Source organism: Streptosporangium sp. NBC_01810, from assembly GCF_035917355.1.
Classification (GTDB): domain Bacteria; phylum Actinomycetota; class Actinomycetes; order Streptosporangiales; family Streptosporangiaceae; genus Streptosporangium.
The window spans coordinates 2,666,249-2,683,589 of the sequence record NZ_CP109070.1 but is presented as its reverse complement, the minus strand read 5'-3'; the positions used below and the strand labels follow the sequence as shown (position 1 = coordinate 2,683,589).

Annotated in this window: 13 protein-coding genes and 1 pseudogene; 7 read left to right on the top strand and 7 right to left on the bottom strand. The window is 69.4% G+C overall.

The annotated features are described in order from the left end of the window. Positions 1–16: 16 nt before the first annotated feature. Together OIE13_RS12130 and OIE13_RS36645 are read right to left on the bottom strand one after the other, a co-directional pair. Positions 17–1,021: a reductase gene (locus OIE13_RS12130; RefSeq protein WP_326640029.1), complete on the bottom strand. Its 1,005-nt coding sequence runs from the start codon at positions 1,019–1,021 to the stop codon at positions 17–19. Next, a complete protein-coding gene (locus OIE13_RS36645; RefSeq protein ID WP_442811596.1) occupies positions 1,018–1,299 on the bottom strand; it encodes a CocE/NonD family hydrolase C-terminal non-catalytic domain-containing protein in 282 nt (93 codons plus the stop codon). The genes OIE13_RS12130 and OIE13_RS36645 overlap by 4 nt, the downstream gene beginning before the upstream one ends. Positions 1,300–1,621: 322 nt before the next feature. Between OIE13_RS36645 and OIE13_RS12125 the strand changes: the two genes are divergently transcribed. Then, positions 1,622–2,080 (top strand): GbsR/MarR family transcriptional regulator, encoded by a 459-nt coding sequence (locus tag OIE13_RS12125; RefSeq protein ID WP_326640028.1) that lies wholly within the window; start codon positions 1,622–1,624, stop codon positions 2,078–2,080. A 335-nt stretch (positions 2,081–2,415) separates the two neighbouring features. Here OIE13_RS12125 and OIE13_RS12120 read toward each other — a convergent pair whose 3' ends face one another. After that, on the bottom strand, positions 2,416–3,777 hold the full coding sequence (locus OIE13_RS12120; RefSeq protein WP_326640025.1) for a hypothetical protein: 1,362 nt from the start codon (positions 3,775–3,777) through the stop codon (positions 2,416–2,418). 91 nt (positions 3,778–3,868) lie between these two features. Between OIE13_RS12120 and OIE13_RS12115 the strand changes: the two genes are divergently transcribed. After that, the gene (locus tag OIE13_RS12115) at positions 3,869–4,534 is read left to right on the top strand and encodes a glycosyltransferase family 2 protein (RefSeq protein ID WP_326640024.1); all 666 of its coding nucleotides are present in this window, start codon (positions 3,869–3,871) and stop codon (positions 4,532–4,534) included. Further along, the gene (locus OIE13_RS12110) at positions 4,531–5,400 is read left to right on the top strand and encodes a TIGR04282 family arsenosugar biosynthesis glycosyltransferase (protein ID WP_326640022.1); all 870 of its coding nucleotides are present in this window, start codon (positions 4,531–4,533) and stop codon (positions 5,398–5,400) included. Before OIE13_RS12115 ends, OIE13_RS12110 begins: the two co-directional genes overlap by 4 nt. Before the next feature lie 416 nt (positions 5,401–5,816). Here OIE13_RS12110 and OIE13_RS12105 read toward each other — a convergent pair. From OIE13_RS12105 to OIE13_RS12095, 3 genes and pseudogenes are all read right to left on the bottom strand, one after another. Then, positions 5,817–7,589: pseudogene (locus tag OIE13_RS12105) on the bottom strand (Tn3 family transposase). An 881-nt stretch (positions 7,590–8,470) separates the two neighbouring features. After that, positions 8,471–9,880 (bottom strand): IS256 family transposase, encoded by a 1,410-nt coding sequence (locus OIE13_RS12100; RefSeq protein WP_442816051.1) that lies wholly within the window; start codon positions 9,878–9,880, stop codon positions 8,471–8,473. Between the two features lie 950 nt (positions 9,881–10,830). Then, complete coding sequence (locus OIE13_RS12095; protein WP_326829998.1) at positions 10,831–11,973, bottom strand: RNA-guided endonuclease InsQ/TnpB family protein; 1,143 nt, start codon at positions 11,971–11,973, stop codon at positions 10,831–10,833. A 25-nt stretch (positions 11,974–11,998) separates the two neighbouring features. Here OIE13_RS12095 and tnpA point away from each other — a divergent pair, with 25 nt between their 5' ends. Both tnpA and OIE13_RS12085 read left to right on the top strand, forming a co-directional pair. Further along, entirely contained in the window at positions 11,999–12,427 is a 429-nt protein-coding gene (gene tnpA / locus OIE13_RS12090) for an IS200/IS605 family transposase (protein WP_326829997.1), read from the top strand. A gap of 100 nt (positions 12,428–12,527) precedes the next feature. Continuing rightward, entirely contained in the window at positions 12,528–14,318 is a 1,791-nt protein-coding gene (locus tag OIE13_RS12085; protein WP_326830282.1) for a Tn3 family transposase, read from the top strand. Positions 14,319–14,516: 198 nt separating this feature from the next. Here the strand turns inward: OIE13_RS12085 and OIE13_RS12080 are convergent, their stop codons facing one another. After that, on the bottom strand, positions 14,517–15,464 hold the full coding sequence (locus OIE13_RS12080; protein ID WP_326829996.1) for a helix-turn-helix transcriptional regulator: 948 nt from the start codon (positions 15,462–15,464) through the stop codon (positions 14,517–14,519). Positions 15,465–15,581: 117 nt separating this feature from the next. Between OIE13_RS12080 and OIE13_RS12075 the strand changes: the two genes are divergently transcribed. Together OIE13_RS12075 and OIE13_RS12070 are read left to right on the top strand one after the other, a co-directional pair. Further along, complete coding sequence (locus tag OIE13_RS12075; protein WP_326829995.1) at positions 15,582–16,547, top strand: alpha/beta fold hydrolase; 966 nt, start codon at positions 15,582–15,584, stop codon at positions 16,545–16,547. Positions 16,548–16,756: 209 nt separating this feature from the next. Next, positions 16,757–17,320, top strand: coding sequence for a YdeI/OmpD-associated family protein (locus tag OIE13_RS12070; protein WP_326640059.1), 564 nt, complete (start codon positions 16,757–16,759; stop codon positions 17,318–17,320). Positions 17,321–17,341: the final 21 nt, after the last annotated feature.

Here is a 17,341-nt window from a genome sequence, read left to right as displayed (position 1 = left end):
AAAGTCGTCGAGTTCCTTAGTGGGAGAGCTGGTCGAGCAGTCGCTGTTCCGCGGCGGCGTCGAGCCAGGTGTCGGGGGAGGGCGCATCGGCGCGGGGCACCGGGTCGCCTTCGGCTTGGAGCCAGGCCCAGGTGTCGGCGAGGGTCTGGCGCAGCGGCCGCGTGATGAGCCCTTCGGCCTGGGCGGCGCTGACGTCGGCGTCGTGCATGCCGCTCGGCGCGCTGCCGTCGGGCAGCCGTAGCCCGAGCTCCATGCCGAGCGGCAGGCCGTGCCGCAGCAGCAGTTCCGGCGGCGCCCACACCGGTTCGGTGTCGAAGCCGGTGACGTCCAGCGCCGTGGTGAGCAGGTCGCCGAGGGTGATCGCGCCTGGCGGGCCGGTCGTGGTGAAGGCGCCGCTCAGGCCGCGTTCGGCCGAGCGCAGCATCCAGGTGGCCAGGTCCCGGACGTCGAGGTACTGCAGAGGCGTCTGGGCCGGGGCGGGGGCCAGGACGCGCCCGCCCTTCTCCAGGCGGCGCAGCCACCACGGGATGCGGCCGACGTCCTCGTACGGGCCGAGGATCATGCCTGCTCTGGCCAGCAGCGCCGCTCCGGGGAAGGATTCCAGAACGGCGAGCTCGCCGCCGCGCTTGGCGGCGGCGTAGTCGGCGGCTTCCCCGCTGGCGGGGTCGCCGTCGACCAGGGGCGCCTGCTCGTCGGCGCCCGCGGGCCAAGGCCAGCGGTGCACGCCTCGGCTGGAGACGTAGCCGTAGTGCCCGGCCCGGCCGGCCAGCAGGCGGGCGCTGTCGCGCACCACCCGCGGCGCCCAGGCCCACGTGTCGACGACCGCGTCCCACTCCCCGTCACCCAGCGCCAGCCGTACGGACTCGGGGTCGGTGCGGTCGGCGATGAGTGCCCGCACGCCGGGCGCGGGGGCGCGGCTGAGGCCGCGGTTGAGCGTGCTCACCTCATCGCCGCGCTCCAGCGCGGCCTCGACGATGGCGCGGCCCACATGGTGGGTGCCGCCGAGAACGAGTAGTTTCACGATGCTCCTGGAGTGAGGGGCAGCCGGAGGGCTGACGGGTGCTGGTGGTTATGGAAGGTCTCGCGTTCCGAGGCGCGCGGGCCGCGCCCGGCCGCGATTGGTTCGCCGGTGCCGGGGTTGCGGCCGAAGCGCGGGTGGGCGCCGCTGGAGACCTGCGGCCGGATACGGTGGCCGCGCCGGAAGCGGTGAGCTATCGGCCACAGGGCCATGTCGGCCCCCCGGACATCGCCCGCCCGGGTGACGCCGGGTTCTTGCAGCCGGACGACGCCGTCGCCCACATTGAGCGATCGGCCGCCGCTGGCCTGCCGGGTAGTGGCGCGTGGCCGGCAGCCGCACACCGTCGGAGGCGGGGGTCTTCACATTCCGCCGGACACGCACCCGGTGACGTGGGGCGGGGCGCACGCCGTACATACGGCTGAGCAGGGTCATGGCCGGCCAACTTCCTGTCGAGGCTGATGGGAGGTCACATCGCCGACCAGGCTTCCCGGCACACCATCGGACCTCTCGCGAGAGCCCGATATAAGGAATATACCGAATTTTCAGAAATTTCTGAAGAGTCGGGTTGTTCGGTATCCTGGTTCTCCTCAAGGAGGCGAGCACGTGGACGACCGGTATGAGCAGTGGCAGGCGGCGGAACGACTGGCCCTGACACTGACCGAGGGCGGGCTGCAGCGCATGGCCGCGCGCACCCTGGCGATCTTCCTGTTCACCGACCAGGACAGTGTCACCGCCGGCGGGATCGCCGGCCGGCTGGAGGTCAGCGCGGGCTCGGTCTCCGGCGCGGTCAAATCCCTGCTGACGGTCGGGCTGATCGAACGCCTGCCCGCCCCCGGGAACCGCCGCGAGCACTACCGGCTCCGCGACGACGCCTGGGCCACCTTGTTCACCAGCCAGAACACCGTCATCCAGGCCATGCTCCAGGCCGCGGCCGCCGGAATCGCCGCCACCGATGAGGACGATCCCGCCCATCAGCGCCTGGCCCAGATGCACGCCTTCTACGAATTCCTGCTCGGCGAGCTCCCCGCCCTGCTGCACCGCTGGCACCGGCAGACCGGCTGACCCCAGCCCGAGACTCGAGAACCGAGCAGACTTCCCGGCGCACCTGTAGGGACCTGTCAACGAGCGTCAAGATCGGCGAGAGCGCCGTGCCCCATGGTCCAGCCTCGGACTACCGCCCGAAACGCCTCACCACGATCCCAAGCGCTCGCCTCCGGCCTGCTGGCCGTCTACGCCGTCTCGGTCAAGGCGCGGTGAAGTCGATCGCGGGTAGGTCGGGGTCGAAGACATCGCGTATGCCGGGTCCATGTTCCGACCCTGGGTGGTCATGACCCGTCCCGGGCGCTTGCGAGCTCACCGGGCCGTCACGGCGGGTACCGGCACGCGAGTCCGGTGGATCACCACGGGGAGATGACGAGGCCCTGCAGCAGGAGTCCGGTCAGGACCTGGACGGCGAGCCACCGGCGGCCCGGTGCCCCCTGTGACTTCGGCGATTCCTGCGACCTCGGCGACCTCGGCGACCAGGCGGCGGCCAGGACGATCCAGGTGGCGTAGGGAACCCAGATGCGCTCGACCTCTCCCCTGGTCACCCCGCTGACGTCGAGCGCGAGCACGGCCACGAGCGCCGCCGCGACCAGGGCGCGCACGCCACCGGGCGTCATCCGCGCCAGGCCCGCGGCGGTCGCCGGGCCGGCCAGCAGGGCCAGTACGGCCAGATTGGCGATCAGGAAGTAGAGGTAGGGCCGGGCCGCGCCGGGGTCGGCGGCCCACTCCGCGTGGGTGGCGAGCACTCCCGACGGCCACAGGAAGCCGCCCGCGGCGAAGACCGCCGTGACCGCCGCCGCCCCCGCCAGGCAGGCGACCGCGGTCGCGCGGGAGATCCGCGCGACGGCGGCGGCGACCACCGGGATCAGCAGGTAGGGCACGAGGCCGTAGCTGAGGTACGGCAGGGCCCCCAGCAGCACTCCCGCCGCCACCCCCGGGAGAACGCGAGCCCCGCCCCGGGCGCTCCCGGACACCAGCAGTGCCACCCCCCAGGCGCCCACACCCGCGAAGAGGGCGTCCATGCTCGTGGCGATCCAGACCGCGACTGGGCTCAGGGCGAGATACGGCAGCACGCGCCGGGCCGTTTCCTCTCCCGCGAGCCGTCGTACGGTGAGCACTACGGCCACGACCGCCGAGCAGCCGACCACCACGACCAGCACCGCCGCCCAGAACGGGCCGGGCAGCCCCACCCTGGCCAGGGCCCACAGCACCAGCACGGGCAGCGGCGGGTGCCCCCGCACATGGGTGGGATAGCTGGGAAGCCGCTCGGTGAAGGAGGCCAGCCAGCCCAGCGGGTCGTCCCCGACGGCGGGCAGCACGGCCAGGTACTCGTACCGGCTGGTGAACGGGTGGGCCAGTCCCTCGCCGGAGACGGCCAGCAGCACCGTCCAGGCCAGGGTGGTGCCGTACGCGACGAGCAGGGCCGCGCCGAAGCGAAGCCGTGCGGTCAGGGCGGGCAGCACGGCGACCGCGAGGACGCCGAGGAGCAGGGGCGGCAGAAGCGAGACCGACGGCGTGCGGAAGTGCCCGTGCAGGGGCGGCAGGTGGTCGATGGGCAGCATGCCCAGCGCGTGCAGGACGGCCCCGGCGGCGAACGCCGCGACGACGAGCGAGGCCCAGACCGCGAGCGCCGGCCCGCTCCGGCGGCCACCGGGAACGGCACCCGCCCACGCCGCACGCAGGCCCCTGACCCCCCGCCGGAAGTGTTTGATCACCCTCCTACATTAGGGATGAGCTGGTATTTTCCCGCGACACGTCACCACTCCGTAAGGGTTGACAAGCCCTGCCGACCTTAGCGTCTCAAGCATGGAGATCGATGTGGTGCTCCCGTGCCTGGACGAGGAGACGGCCCTGCCGTGGGTGCTGGAACGCATGCCGGACGGTTACCGGCCGATCGTGGTGGACAACGGTTCCACGGACGGATCGGCGCATGTCGCGGCCGAGCTGGGGGCGCTGGTGGTGAGCGAGCCCCGGCGCGGGTTCGGCGCCGCCTGCCACGCGGGACTGCTCGCCTCGACCGGCGAGGTGGTGTGCTTCATGGACGCCGACGCGTCTCTGGACCCGGGCCAGCTCCCCCGGGTGACCGGGCCGGTCGTCTCGGGTCACGCCGACCTGATGCTCGGCAGGCGGGTCCCCGTGCCGGGAGCGGCCTGGCCGCTGCACGCGCGGCTGGGCAACGCCTTCCTCGGCCGGCGGCTGGCCAGCCGTACCGGCACGAGGCTGCGCGACATCGGCCCGATGCGTGCCTGCCGCCGCGCGGACCTCCTGGCCCTGAACCTGGCCGACCGGCGCTTCGGCTACCCGCTGGAGATGGTGCTGCGGGCGGCCGACCGGGGCTGGCGGATCGCCGAGACCGGGGTGGACTACCTGCCCCGCGCCGGACGGTCCAAGGTCACCGGCACCGTACGCGGCACGCTGCGCGCGGTCGGCGACATGCGCAAGGTCCTGGGCGAACCGGGCGGTACACGATGACCGGCGACCCGAGCGCGTCGCGGCGGGGCGCACACGCTCGTGACGACCGGAACGCGGCACAGCAGACCGTACCCGCCCGCGACGGCGGGCGGCGTGACGCGGCCCGCGCGGGGAAGGACGGCCGGGCGGGTAGGGAGCGGGCCGGTCACGAGTGTGACGGTCAGATCGTCGTCATCGCCAAGGAACCGGTGGCCGGGCGGGTCAAGACCAGACTCACCCCGCCGTTCAGCCCCGAGGAGGCCGCGCTTCTGGCCACCGCAGCGCTGGCCGACACCCTGGGCACGGTGGCCCGCGCCCCGGCGCGCCACCGGGTGCTGGCGCTGCGCGGCGGCACCGGCCCCTGGCTGCCGCCGGGCTTCGCCGTCCTGCCGCAGCGGGGCATCGGGCTGGACCAGCGGCTCACCGCCGCCTTCGAGGACGCCTACCGGGCTCATCCGCTGCCCGTGGTCCTGATCGGCATGGACACCCCGCAGGTCACCCCGGCGCTCCTGGCCGGCGCGCTGGCCGCGCTGGCCACCCGCGACGCCGTGTTCGGCCCCGCCGCCGACGGCGGGTTCTGGCTGCTCGGCCTGCGCCGGCCCGACCCCGCGCTCCTGCTCGGTGTGCCGATGTCGCAGCCCACGACGGGCGCCGCCCAGCTGTCGCGGCTGCGCGCGGCGGGTCTGTCGGTGGGGATGCTGCCCCTGTTGCGGGACGTGGACACCGCGGGCGACGCCGCGGCGGTGGCGGCCGAGGCGCCCTCGTCCCGCTTCGCCGCCGCTCTCGCCGCGCTCGGGACGGGAGCGACCCGAGGAACCCGGCCCGCGCCCGGCCGTACGTCGGAGGAGGGGGTCCCGGTAGTAATGAAGAAATTTCCAACGAAGTAGCCTCTGACCTGCTGCGACCCCAGACCCCTATGACTAAGGTCTCGATCCGCTTATGGTGTGAGCCGTGAGCGACGATCCTCAGTTCGGGTACGGCGCAGGGGGCAGGAAAACAAGCGTCAAAAGGGCAAGGCGCAGGTCAGAGGCGCTGTAAGTGTCCGAAGGGCAACCCGGATGGGGCTGGCCAAGGTACGCCGGAAATCCGCCGTGGGGTGTGGCTGACCGGCGACCGGTCAAGGGCACTCGCGGCAGCCGATCGGCTTACCGGATCCGACGGCGAGCGGCCGGGTCGCGGCTGGCCACGTGGTCGGCGACGGCGTCGACGCCGGGGCGGGCGTAGCGCTCCAGGGAGCGGACCGAGGCGTGCCGGGAGCGGGCGAGCAGGGTCGGGGTGTTGGTGCCGTCTTCGGCCTCGTGGGTCAGCGCGCTGTGGCGTAGCCGGTGCAGGGACCAGCCGCTGCACTTAGTTGCGCGGGCCGCAGCGGCCGCCAGCCGCTGGTGTCGAGCTTGGCCAGTTCCGCCTCGACGTCGACGTTGATGACGCCGAAGAAGTTGATGTTGTCGCTGTGGCCGGGCGAGATATGCGACAAAATCCCATCCGGCACCTCTCGGCCCTGGGAGCGCAGCTCCAGCACCGCTCTGGAATAATATTCCGTCGTCCACGCGACCACCGAGTTGGTCAGCAGGGTCAAGCACCACGCCTGCTCGGTCTGCTGCTCCAGATGCGGGCGAGTGATCGTGCCCTGCTGGGCGTAATGCAGGTCCCGGCGCAGAGCGTGCAGGCTCTCGCCCTTGTTGAGCTGGCGGGAGATCTTCCTTCTGAAGGCCGGGTCTGAGAGGTATTTGGCCAAATGGACGGTCCTGCGTAGCATGCCCCACTCCTTCAGCGCGGCCGCCAGGGTGTTCTGCCGGGAGGCGGCCGACCACTTGCCGACGATCAGCGAGGCGGTGGCCTGGCCGTACTTCAGCGACCCGGCCATCCGCAGCAGGTCCGGCCAGCAGTCGGCGACCAGGTCCTCATTTCAGCGCGCGCCCAGCAGCGGCCCGGCGTGCGGGTAGCGCTTGGCGATCTCGGTCGGGGTGTCGTCGCGGACCAGGGTGACCCGGGTCAGGTCCCGCATCCGCGGGGTGAGCGCTTTGCCGACCAGGTCGAACAGGGCAAAGTTGATCAATGTGGCTCCGTGACTGTCGGTCGCGTGCTCGACGATCGGCAGATCGGTGGCATTGCCCAGGAAGTCGTCCAGGACGAAGTGCGCCTCCCGCGCCGTCGGCACGATGATCTTCGTGCCGTAGGTGGACCACTGATCCGAGACGTGGGTGTAGGTCGAAAGCACCTGCCCGCCGTGAATCACCATCGTGCGGGCGCTCAGGCTCTTGCCCCGCACAGGGAACCGCTGACCGTCGGAGGAGCTCATGGTGCCGCCGCCGAACACCTTGGCCAGCTCCAACTGATAGTGGTGGTCGACGATGACCGTGTTGGCCTCGCGCAGCGTCTCCTCCCGCACGTACCACTCCATCGTCCAGGCCAGCACGTCGTAGGACACCCCACACGCTTCTGACATCCGTGCCAGGCCCAAATTCGTGGCCATCGCGATCAGCACAGCAAGGATGTTGCGCTTGGTCTCCGCCGACTTGGCCAGCTTGCGCCCGCCAGCGTGGGTGAAGCAGTCCAGGAAGCCGGTGCGGGCGTCCAGCTCGATCAGCAGCATCCCGGCCAGCTCGTCCTTCAGCGCCTTGGCCTCGGCCGGTACGTCCTCGGCCGACAGTGGCGGCACCACCAGATGCTCGTCCTCATCCAGCCGGACCATGCCGGTGTCATCCGGTGCGGCGCCGGCCAGGAGCTTCTCCAGCTCTTGCAGGGCCTCGTGCAGTTCCTCCTTGCCCTGCTCCAGCGCCTGGGCCGCGTTCGGCGGCTTGCGCACTAGGCGGCAGTACTCGGCGCGCTTGGGTGCCCACTGCTCGGGCGTGTACAGGTAGGTGGCCGGATCGGCGTAGCGGCGCGAGCCGGGCACGAACACATCCCCGCTGCGCAGCCCATCGCGCAAGCACAAGATCACGCACAGTTCCCAGAAGTGACGATAGGCGGTGTCCTCCCCGGACTTGCGGGCCTTGGCCAGGTAGTCGGCGTACTTGGCGGGCACGAAGCCGGTCGGCGCCCCCGCGGGCACCCTCCGGCCGCCGAGCCGGTTCATCTCCTTCAAGATGGCCACCGCCTCCATCAGCTCGCCCGTGCCCGGCCCGCCCTGGAAGTCGATCGCGGCCAGCACGTTCGGGGTGAACTGACGCAGATAGGTGCAGGAGGACTCCAGCTCCGACAGCCGGCCGTGATCGCGGGGCAGCGGCTTCCACGCATCAGAGGTGATCTCCCGCAGCCGCTGCATGCCGATCCGCTCGCGTAGCATCCCGCCCACCTCATCGTCGGGGATCGACGGGTCGGCCAGCACCGGCAGGATCACGTCCATCACCAGTTGCCGGGCCTCGCCCCGCTTGGCCCGCTCGACCAGCGCCTCATCCGTCTTGGACTTCGCCCGCGACTCACGAGCCGACACCGCCTGATCGAACAGGGCCACCACCTCATCGAGCTGGTCGACCGCGGCCTGAGCGACGAACGCCAGCAGGATCGGGAACTTACGCTCCTTGCGCCGCTCCAGCCCCTGGTTGGTCGAGCGGCGTGCGACCTGGGCCAGGAACCGGCGGCGCTCGTTCGGCAGCACCGACACATCCATCTGGTGGGCGTCGATCGCGCGCAGCCAGGTCAGCTTGTCGATCGCCGTCTTCACCGAGGTCGCCGACGCGTCCCGGGCCGGGCTGACCAGCCACTCCAGCCGGGTCATTCCCAGCCCCGCATCGACCAGCAGCATCCGCTCCAAGTCAGCGCGGAGCTCTGCCGTCAGTAGGTGCCCCACCAGCTGCGAAGTCAGATCGGAGGCGCCCTTGCGGGCCGTGCCGACCATCCTGGCCAAGATGAGCGCGCCGGGCCGGATCACCTTGGCCGCCATCAGGTACTCGCGCGCCAGGTTGGGCCTGTAACCTCAAGTGTGTAAAGGTGATCTTGTGGTGTTGAGATCGTTTTTTACCCGATTCGCCCTGGATAGGCGATAGCGAGTTCATTGAGGGCTTCACGCCAGCCGTGAGTCCTTTGCCCCTCGATGAGACGCCCGGGGTAACCGGGGCGATGCCTGTCCCGGCCGCGGTGGGCGGCACGTTCGCGGGCGCGTTTGTCCTCGATGTTGACGATGGCCGGCCAGAGCAGCTTGACGACGGCGTCGTCACCGGGGAAGTGCCCCCGAGCCTTGATCACTTTGCGCAGCTGGTAGTTGAGGGACTCGATGCTGTTGGTGGTGTAGAGCAGCCTGCGCACCGCCGGGGTGAAGGCCAAAAACGGCGTCACCTGTTCCCAGGCGCTCTCCCAGACCCTGACCGCCTGCGGGTATCTCGTGCCAAGAGCGGTGGCGGCGAAGGCGGCCAGGGCCTCAAGGGCCGCGTCGGCGTCCGGCGCGGTGTAGATCCTCTTCATCTCCGCCGCGACCTCGGCGCGTTCCTTGCGCGGCACCAGCCGCAGGCTGTTGCGGATGAGGTGAACGATGCAGGTCTGCACGGTGGTGTGCGGGAAGGTGGCGCAGATGGCGTCCTCGAACCCCGACAGGCCGTCGCAGCAGGCGATCAGGATGTCGCCGACGCCGCGGTTACGCAGATCGGTGACCACGCCGCGCCAGAAACCGGCGCCCTCCCCGGCGACGCGGGCGCCCGGTTCGGTCTTGGCGGTCCAGATGCCCAGGACGTGCTTGTCGCCGTCGGTGTCCACGCCGACGGCCAGGTAGGCGGGCTTGTTCTGCACGACGTGGTTGTCGCGCACCTTGACCATGATCGCGTCCAGGAACACCACCGCGTAGACCGCGTCGAGCGGCCGGCGCTGCCAGGCCTTGACCTCCTCCATCACCTGCTCGGTGATCCGCGAGACGGTCTCGGCCGACAGGTGGGTGTCATACACCTGCTCCAGGTGGTGGACGATGTCACGCACGCTCATCCCGTGCGCGTACAGGCTGATCACCATGTCGTCCAGGCCGCCCGCGACCCGGCCGGCGCGCTTGGGCACCAGCACCGGCTCGAAGCTTCCGGCCCGATCTCGTGGCACCGACAGTTTTACCGGGCCGACCGCGGTCTGTACCGTTTTCCTGATCGCTCCGTTGCGGGAGTTGCCGGAGTTGTAGCCCTCGCTCGCGTGCCTGGTGTAGCCCAGATGCGCGGTCAGCTCGGCCTCCAGCGCTCGTTCCAGGACCGCTTTGACCAGGTCGCCGAGCATGCTGTTCTCGCCGGTCAGCCGTAACCCTCCGGCCTCGTCGCGGGAGCGGGCCAGGAGTTCGTCCAGTTGGCGGTCGTCGATCAGTTCACGGATCGGACGCCTGGTCACTTCAGATACCGCAGACGAAAGATTACTCACAGTAGTCGACGTTGTGCCGTCGACACCCTCGATCACAGACATGACGGTGCTTCTCCCCCCGAAGAAGTGGGTGTCCCCACAGGTCACTTGCTTCCCTCTAGTCACCCCTTACACACTTGGAGAGATACCCCCCGAAGGGTGTGGTCACGTTGATGGAGATGGTCGGCACGGCCCGGTCGGGGGCGACGGCGCTGACGTCCGAGCGGGTGGCGCCGCTGCTGACGGCGCGGATGCGTCGTGATCTGGACGGCCTGCTGGTGGTGGATCCGCAGATCGGGATGACCCGGTTGACGTGGTTGACGACGCCGGCGGTGGAAGCGACCGCGGCGGCGGTGAAGGCTGCGATCGAGCGGCTGCTGTTCCTGCGCGGGATGGACGCCCACGAACTGGACTTGTCGACGTTGTCGCGGGAGCGGCGCCGGTTCCTGGCGACGCTGGGGCGCCGTTCGTCGGGGCAGGGGCTGGAGCGGCGCGGGGAGCGGCGGTTCCCGATCCTGCTGGCGTTGGTGGCGCAGTCGGCGGTGGATCAGCTGGACGAGGTGATCGCGTTGTTCGACCAGGCGGTGTCAGCGCGTGAGTCGCGGGCCAAGGCCAAGACCGACGCGGCGCTGGCGGAGCGGGCCAAGAAGGGCGAGGCCCGGCAGCTGCTCATGGACGTGATCCTGCCGGTGCTGAACGACCCGGGCATCCCGGATGAGGAGGTCGGCGGGCTGCTGCGAACCCAGATCGGATTGGAGAAGCTGCGGGAGGTCGCCTCGGTGTCGTGGAAGCCGCTGCCGCGTGACCACGGCCGACTGTCGGCGTTGGAGGCGTCCTACACCTACCTGCGGCAGTTCACCCCGCACGTCCTGAACGTGATCGACTTCCAGGGCGGGCCCGGCACCGCCGACCTGATGGACGCGGTGGGGAGGTTGAAGGAGGTCAGCTTCTCGGCCGTAAACGACCGAGCTTGCAGCTCCTCGCCGTCGGTGGCTTCGACGGTCCGGTCCGCGTCAGGCAGCGTGACTCACTGCCCAGCCCGTCCCACCGCGTGCGGCGATGTTGCGGGCCGCGTTGACGTCCGCGTGCTCAGCGAAGCCGCACGACGTACACGAGAAAGAGGCTTGATCGAGCCGGTTCCTGCGGTCCACATGCCCACACGACGAGCACTGCTGGGAGGTGAAAGCCGGATCGACGTAGATGACGGCGACCCCGGCCCGGGCCGCCTTGTAGCCGAGGAAGCCACCCAGCTGGTGGAAGCTCCAGGAATGCAGCGTGACCCGCTGGGGCTTGCGAAGCCGTACCCGGTCCCGGATGCCCCGGAGGTCTTCCAGGGCGATGCCGGAGCCGGTGCGTTCTGCCTCGGCCACGATCCGCTTGGCGATGACATGATTGGTGTTGGCGGCGAACCGCGCTTCTTTGCGTCGGCGCTGCTTGAGCAACCGCTTGGCGGACTTGGTGCCCTTGGCCTGCAAGCGGCGGCGTAGCTCGCGCCGGCGGTGCCTGACCGCGTTCAGCGCCCTGCCGCAATGACGGGCTCCGTCACTGGTGGTGGCGATGTTGACGATGCCCAGATCCACCCCCAGGAAGGCATCCGGGTCTTTGACGCGGGGGTCGGGCATGTCACAGGTCGCGATCAGGAACCACATGCCGTCCCGGTAGGCCAGATCGGACTCGCCCCTGCGGTGTGCCGACAGGGTCTTGAGCTGTTCGGCGGACGCGGTGAACCTCAGGTTCTTCAGCCTCCCGGCCACCGACCAGATCGACACCGTCCGCGCGTCGATCTGCCAGGACAGGCAGCGGTCGTCGAACGGCTGGGCGGCGTCGGCGCGGAAGGCGATCGGCGTGGATTCGGCCCGTACCCGGCGGGCGGAGCCTACCTTGCCCAGGTTCCCGGCTCGGATGTTGGCGTGCAGGGTGGCGTAGGCGTCGGCGACCTTCTTGATGACGTGCTGTGCGGCCTGGGCGGCCGGCCCGTAGCCGTCCTTGATCTGCGTGTAGGTGTGCTTGCGCAGGTCGTAGTTGCGAAACGTGCGCCGCTCGTGGGCTTGGCGGGAGACCTGGCAGGCGGCCGTGTTGACCGCGCGCAGGGTCGCCTCCAGCGCCGTCGCCTGCTCGGGCGTCGGCAGGAGCTTCACCTGCACCACCAGTCTCACGATCGAACACATTATCATTCGGTCCATGTCACCGCGGTGGGAACCTGATCCTGATGTCCGCAGGGGCCGCACCGTCGTCCACAGCCTCCACGCCCATTTGGTCTTCACCCCCAAATACCGGCGGAAAGTGTTCACCGACGAGATGCTGCACCGCTGTGAAGCCATCATGATCGAGGTATGCGACAACTTCGGCGCCGTCCTGGCCGAGTTCAACGGCGAGCACGATCATGTGCACCTGCTGGTCCGCTACCCGCCCAAAGTGGCCCTGTCGGTCCTGGTCAACTCCCTCAAGGGCGTCTCGGCCCGGCTCCTGCGCAAAGAGTTCGGCTCGCACGTGCGTCAATATCTGTGGGGCGGGCGCTTTTGGTCCCCGTCCTACTTCGCCGCCTCCTGCGGCGGCGCCCCGCTGTCGGTCATCAAGGAGTACATCGAAAACCAGAAACGGCCGGACTGATCCGCTCATATGAACCGGCCGTCACGGCACCGCTCGGGCCTGGAGGCCCTCCCGCGCTGTCGTTTCCTCCCGGGCGTAAACGCCCGGGGTTCCACACCAGATTCCGCTGAACCGGGTCGGCGGCCGGAAGGTCCCGGCCGCAGCTCCGACCTCGTTCGTGCCCGCCCGCTATGCCGACTACCTGGCCAAGGCCAAGCGGGACGGCGATGACACCGCGTTCCGGCACTACTGGGAGCTGTGCACGATCCTGGCGCTGCGGGACGGCCTGCGCAGCGGGGACGTGTTCGTGCCCGGCTCACGCCGGTACGCCGACCCGGGCACCTACCTGTTCACCCCGGAGCAGTGGGAGCCGCGGCGGGCGGAGTTCTGCCAGCTGATCCGCAAACCGGCCGGGGCCGCGGACGCGATCGAGCAGGTGAAGGAGGAGTTCCACCAGGCGATGGAGGACCTGGAGGAGACCCTGGCGAACTCGGCTCCGGGTGACGTTGGCGCGGTCCGGCTGGATGAGAACGGCCGTCTGGTGATCCCGCCGCTATCGGCCGAGGACATCCCGGGCGAGGCGCGGGAGCTGCGGGACGAGCTGTCGGGGATGCTGCCGTTCGTGCCGATCGCCTCGCTGCTGATCGAGCTGGACGCCCGCACGAACTTCATCGCCTGCTTCACCCACGCCGGCGGCCACAAGACCAAGCAGACCGTGGCGCTGAAGCGCAACATCCTCGCGGTGCTCATCGCCGGGGCGACGAACCTGGGGCTGACGCGCATGTCTGAGGCGTGCGGCGTGCCCTACGACACCCTGGCCTGGACGCAGGAGTGGTACGTGCGGGAGGAGACGCTGCGGGAGGCGAACACGGTGCTGGTCAACCACCACTACGGGCTGGAGCTGGCCAAGAAGTTCGGCGGCGGGACGATGTCGTCCTCGGACGGGCAGCGGTTCCCGGTGCGCGGGAAGTCACTGACGGCCCGGAACATGACGATCCACGGCGGCCAGGTCCTGTCGTCCTACACCCATGTGTCGGACCAGTGGTCGACCTACGGCACCCAGCAGATCGTCCCCACCACCCGCGAGGGCCACCTCACTCTGGATGAGATCCTCGGGAATCAGACCGATCTGCCGATCACCGAGCACGCCACCGACACCCACGGCGCGACCCTGGTGAACTTCGGGCTGTTCGACCTGGTCGGCAAGGCCCTCACCCCGCGGATCCGCGACCTCGGCAGGATCACGATGCTGCGCATCGACACCCCTGGGGCGACCAACGCCCTCTACCCGCACGCCGGGCCGCTCCTGGCCGACCGGTGGAACACCGATCTGATCATCGAGTGCTACCCCGACCTGCTGCGGATGGGCGGGTCGCTCAAGTTCGGTGAGGCGACCGCGTCCCTGATCGTCGGGAAGTGGTCGGCGGCGTCCCGGCAGAACACCCTGGCGGCGGCGTTGAAGGAGTGGGGGCGGATGCGCCGGACCCTGCACGCCGCCCGCTACCTGTCGGACCCGATCTACCGGCGGAAGATCACCCGGCAGCTCAACAAGGGCGAGTCCCTGCACGCGCTGCGCCGGGACCTGCACTACGCCCAGCAGGGCACCATCGTCCGCCCCCACTTCCAAGACCAGACCGAGCAAGCGTGGTGCCTGACCCTGCTCACCAACGCCGTCATCACCTGGACCACCGAGTACTACGGCGTCGCGATCTCCGAGCTGCGCTCCCAGGGCCGGGAGATCCGCGACGAGCTGCTGTCGTTCATCGCACCCGGCCACCGCGAGAACATCAACTTCTTCGGGTTCATCACCGTCGACATCGAATCCGAACTCGCCAAACTCATCGAAGGATGGCGGCCGCTGCGGCCCACCACGGTCACCGACGCCGGCACCACCTTCCTCCTCAACCCCTGAACACCGCCGCCCCGAGCTGCGGCTCAAGCCTGCTCGGGGCGTCGACTGAGTCCGTCTCGGCTTGGGATTCAGTGTGGTGGTGGATGCGGCGCTCGTATCGTTCAGACTGGACGGATGACGAGCGTGGCGGGGTCGCGGCGGGCTGAGTGGTCGAGGACTGCTGCACGGTCTGTCCCGATTTCGAGGCTATGGGTGGTCTCAGCGGTAGCGTTCGACGAGCGCGGTGCCGATCGAGGCCAGGTGGTCTCGCACGCCCGGGGGGCCGGTGACCTCGAGCCATTCGACCAGCCCGGCGAGTTCGCCGGCGAGCATGTACTCGTTGTGGCCGCGGATCACGACTTCGATGCGGCCGTCGGTCGTGGGGCCTCCCACATCGAGCCGGTCACCGAGCCCGATCCGGAGTATGTCTATCCCATGGGGCGTGCATACCGCCTGGATCTCGAGGGGTGTTCGTTTGCGGTCGATCTCGTCGGCGATCTCGCGCCAGCTCGCGGCGAGGTCGAAGCCTTCGGGTCGGTGTACGGGGTCGCCGGTCGGGTCGGCGGAGGAGACGCGGTCGATCCGGAAGGTTCGGCGGCCGGCCTCGGTGTGGGAGATGAGGTACCACGACGGGCCTTTGGCGACGATGCCCAGCGGGTGGACGGTTCTCATTGTTTCGGTGCCTTCGCGGTCGATGTAGCCGAGCCGGACCTGGATGCCGCGGATCACCGCGTCTTGGAGTTCGTCGAGGAAGCGTGGTGGTCGGGGCTCGACTCGGCTGGCCCCCCATCGTTGCGGGTCCATGACGAGCGATGACGCTGCTGCCTCGGCCTGCTCCCGGAAGGGCGCCGGCAGGGCGTGGACGAGTTTGCGCAGGGCTGCTTTCACGGCCGGTGTCGCAGCCGAGGCCGGGCCAGCGACCAGGAACAGGGCGCGGGCCTCGCTCGCGGTCAACCCGGACAGGTCGGTACGTGCCCCGCCGACCAGCCGCCAGCCGCCGCCCCGGCCCTGCACGGAGTACACGGGCACCCCTGCCATGGCCAGAGCGTCGAGGTCGCGGCGGGCGGTCCGCTCGGAGACCTCCAGCTCTCGGGAGACCTCTGCTGCTGTCACCTGCTCGCGCCGTTGCAGCAGAAGGAGGATGGCCACCAGCCGGTCGGTTCGCACGCTGACAAAACTCTCACAGAAACCGGTCATGAGGTGACCGGTTTCGGGCGGCAGGATGGCGACCTGACCTCGACCGGCGAGGTCGCCTGATGACCCCGAAAGACAGCGAGGACTGCAATGTTCAATCCAGCCGATTTCCCCGAGCCCACCCTCATTGCGGTCAACGGTGTGGAACTCGAAGTGTTCGAAGCGGGCCGAGAGAACGCGGGAAAGCCCATCGTGCTGTGCCACGGCTGGCCGGAGCACGCCTTCTCCTGGCGCCACCAGATGCCCGCCCTCGCTGCAGCCGGCTACCACGTCATCGCACCGAACCAGCGGGGCTACGGCAACTCCTCCCGCCCGACCGAAGTGACGGACTACGATCTCGAACACCTGTCGGGAGACCTTGTCGCGCTCCTCGACCACTACGGATACGAGGACGCCACCTTCGTCGGCCATGACTGGGGCGCGTTCGTCGTCTGGGGACTGACCCTGCTGCACCCCCACCGGGTGAACAAAGTGATCAACCTGAGCCTGCCTTACCAGGAGCGCGGAGAAACGCCATGGATCGAGTTCATGGAAGCTGTGCTCGGCGGCGACTTCTACTTCGTCCACTTCAACCGGCAGCCAGGCGTCGCGGACGCCGTGTTCGACGACAACACCTTCCAGTTCCTCCGCAATCTGTACCGGAAGAACCAGCCCCCCGCAGAGCCTCAGCCCGGTATGGCGCTGATAGATCTCGCCAGAGCGGAAACACCCCTCGGTGATCCCGTCATGAGCGACAGCGAACTGGCCGTCTTCGTCTCCGCCTTCGAATCGACAGGATTCACAGGCAGTGTGAACTGGTACAGGAACCTCGACCGCAACTGGCGCCTGCTGGCCGACGTGAACCCGGTCATCCAACAGCCCACCCTCATGATCTACGGCGACCGGGACGTGATCCAGAGGTCCGAAAACCTGGCGGAATTCGTGCCCAACGTGGAAGTGGCCAGCCTGGACTGCGGCCACTGGATCCAGCAGGAAAAGCCGGAAGAAACAAACCAGGCGATGACGAAATGGCTGGAACAGCAGGACGCCACCTCATCCTTGAGTTGCCGTTCCTGAGGTTCAACCGGGTGGTCTCCTGGCTCGGAGCCGGACCGGCTGGCGTCCTGGTCGGTCTCATCCCGCTGTTGGCGCTGGTCTGGGCGGCAGTACGGCCCGCGAGCTGCCCACCCCGGCGCAGATCGCGGGTGGCGCGGTGGTCCTCTCGGGAATTGTCGTGCACGCCAGGTTCAATGGAACCGACGAGACGACCGACGGGAGAACCGCGCATGGAGTGGATCTTCTTCTCAAGTCCTGGGGAGTTCCGGGACTGGCTGGAGGAGCACCACGCCACCGCCTCCGAATGCCGGGTGGGCATGTGGAAGAAGGAAACGGGCAAGCCCACGCTGAGCTGGTCGGAGGCGGTTGACCAGGCCCTGTGCTACGGCTGGATCGACGGCCGGCAGAACCCGATCGACGACTTTTCCTGGACGATCCGGTTCACCCCGCGCAGGCCGCGCAGCAACTGGAGCCTGGTCAACCTCCGCAAGATCGAGGAGCTGACCGCGCAGGGGCTCATGCGGCCGGCCGGTATCGCGGTGTTCGAGGCCCGTGACCGGGACCGCGAGGAGAAACCGGTCGCGGTGTTCGAGGCGGCGCAGCTGGCCCGCTTCCAGGCCGAACCGCAGGCGTGGGGTTGGTTCAGCGGGCAGGCGCCGTCCTACCGCAAGCTGGCCGTCCATCATGTCAACAGCGCCAAGCGGGCCGAGACTCGCGAGCGGCGGTTGGACCAGCTGATCGCCGACAGCCTGGAGGGGGTGCGGCTCAAACCGTTCCGGCGGCCTGGAACCTGAGGGCCCGCTGGAACAAGGCCG

Excerpts from the sequence above, each read along its gene's own strand:
- OIE13_RS12110 (WP_326640022.1), top strand. The coding sequence starts at position 4,531 with ATGACCGGCGACCCGAGCGCGTCGCGGCGGGGCGCACACGCTCGTGAC.
- OIE13_RS12070 (WP_326640059.1), top strand. The coding sequence starts at position 16,757 with ATGGAGTGGATCTTCTTCTCAAGTCCTGGGGAGTTCCGGGACTGGCTG.
- OIE13_RS12100 (WP_442816051.1), bottom strand. The coding sequence starts at position 9,880 with ATGTCTGTGATCGAGGGTGTCGACGGCACAACGTCGACTACTGTGAGT.
- tnpA (WP_326829997.1), top strand. The coding sequence starts at position 11,999 with ATGTCACCGCGGTGGGAACCTGATCCTGATGTCCGCAGGGGCCGCACC.
- OIE13_RS12075 (WP_326829995.1), top strand. The coding sequence starts at position 15,582 with ATGTTCAATCCAGCCGATTTCCCCGAGCCCACCCTCATTGCGGTCAAC.
- OIE13_RS12115 (WP_326640024.1), top strand. The coding sequence starts at position 3,869 with ATGGAGATCGATGTGGTGCTCCCGTGCCTGGACGAGGAGACGGCCCTG.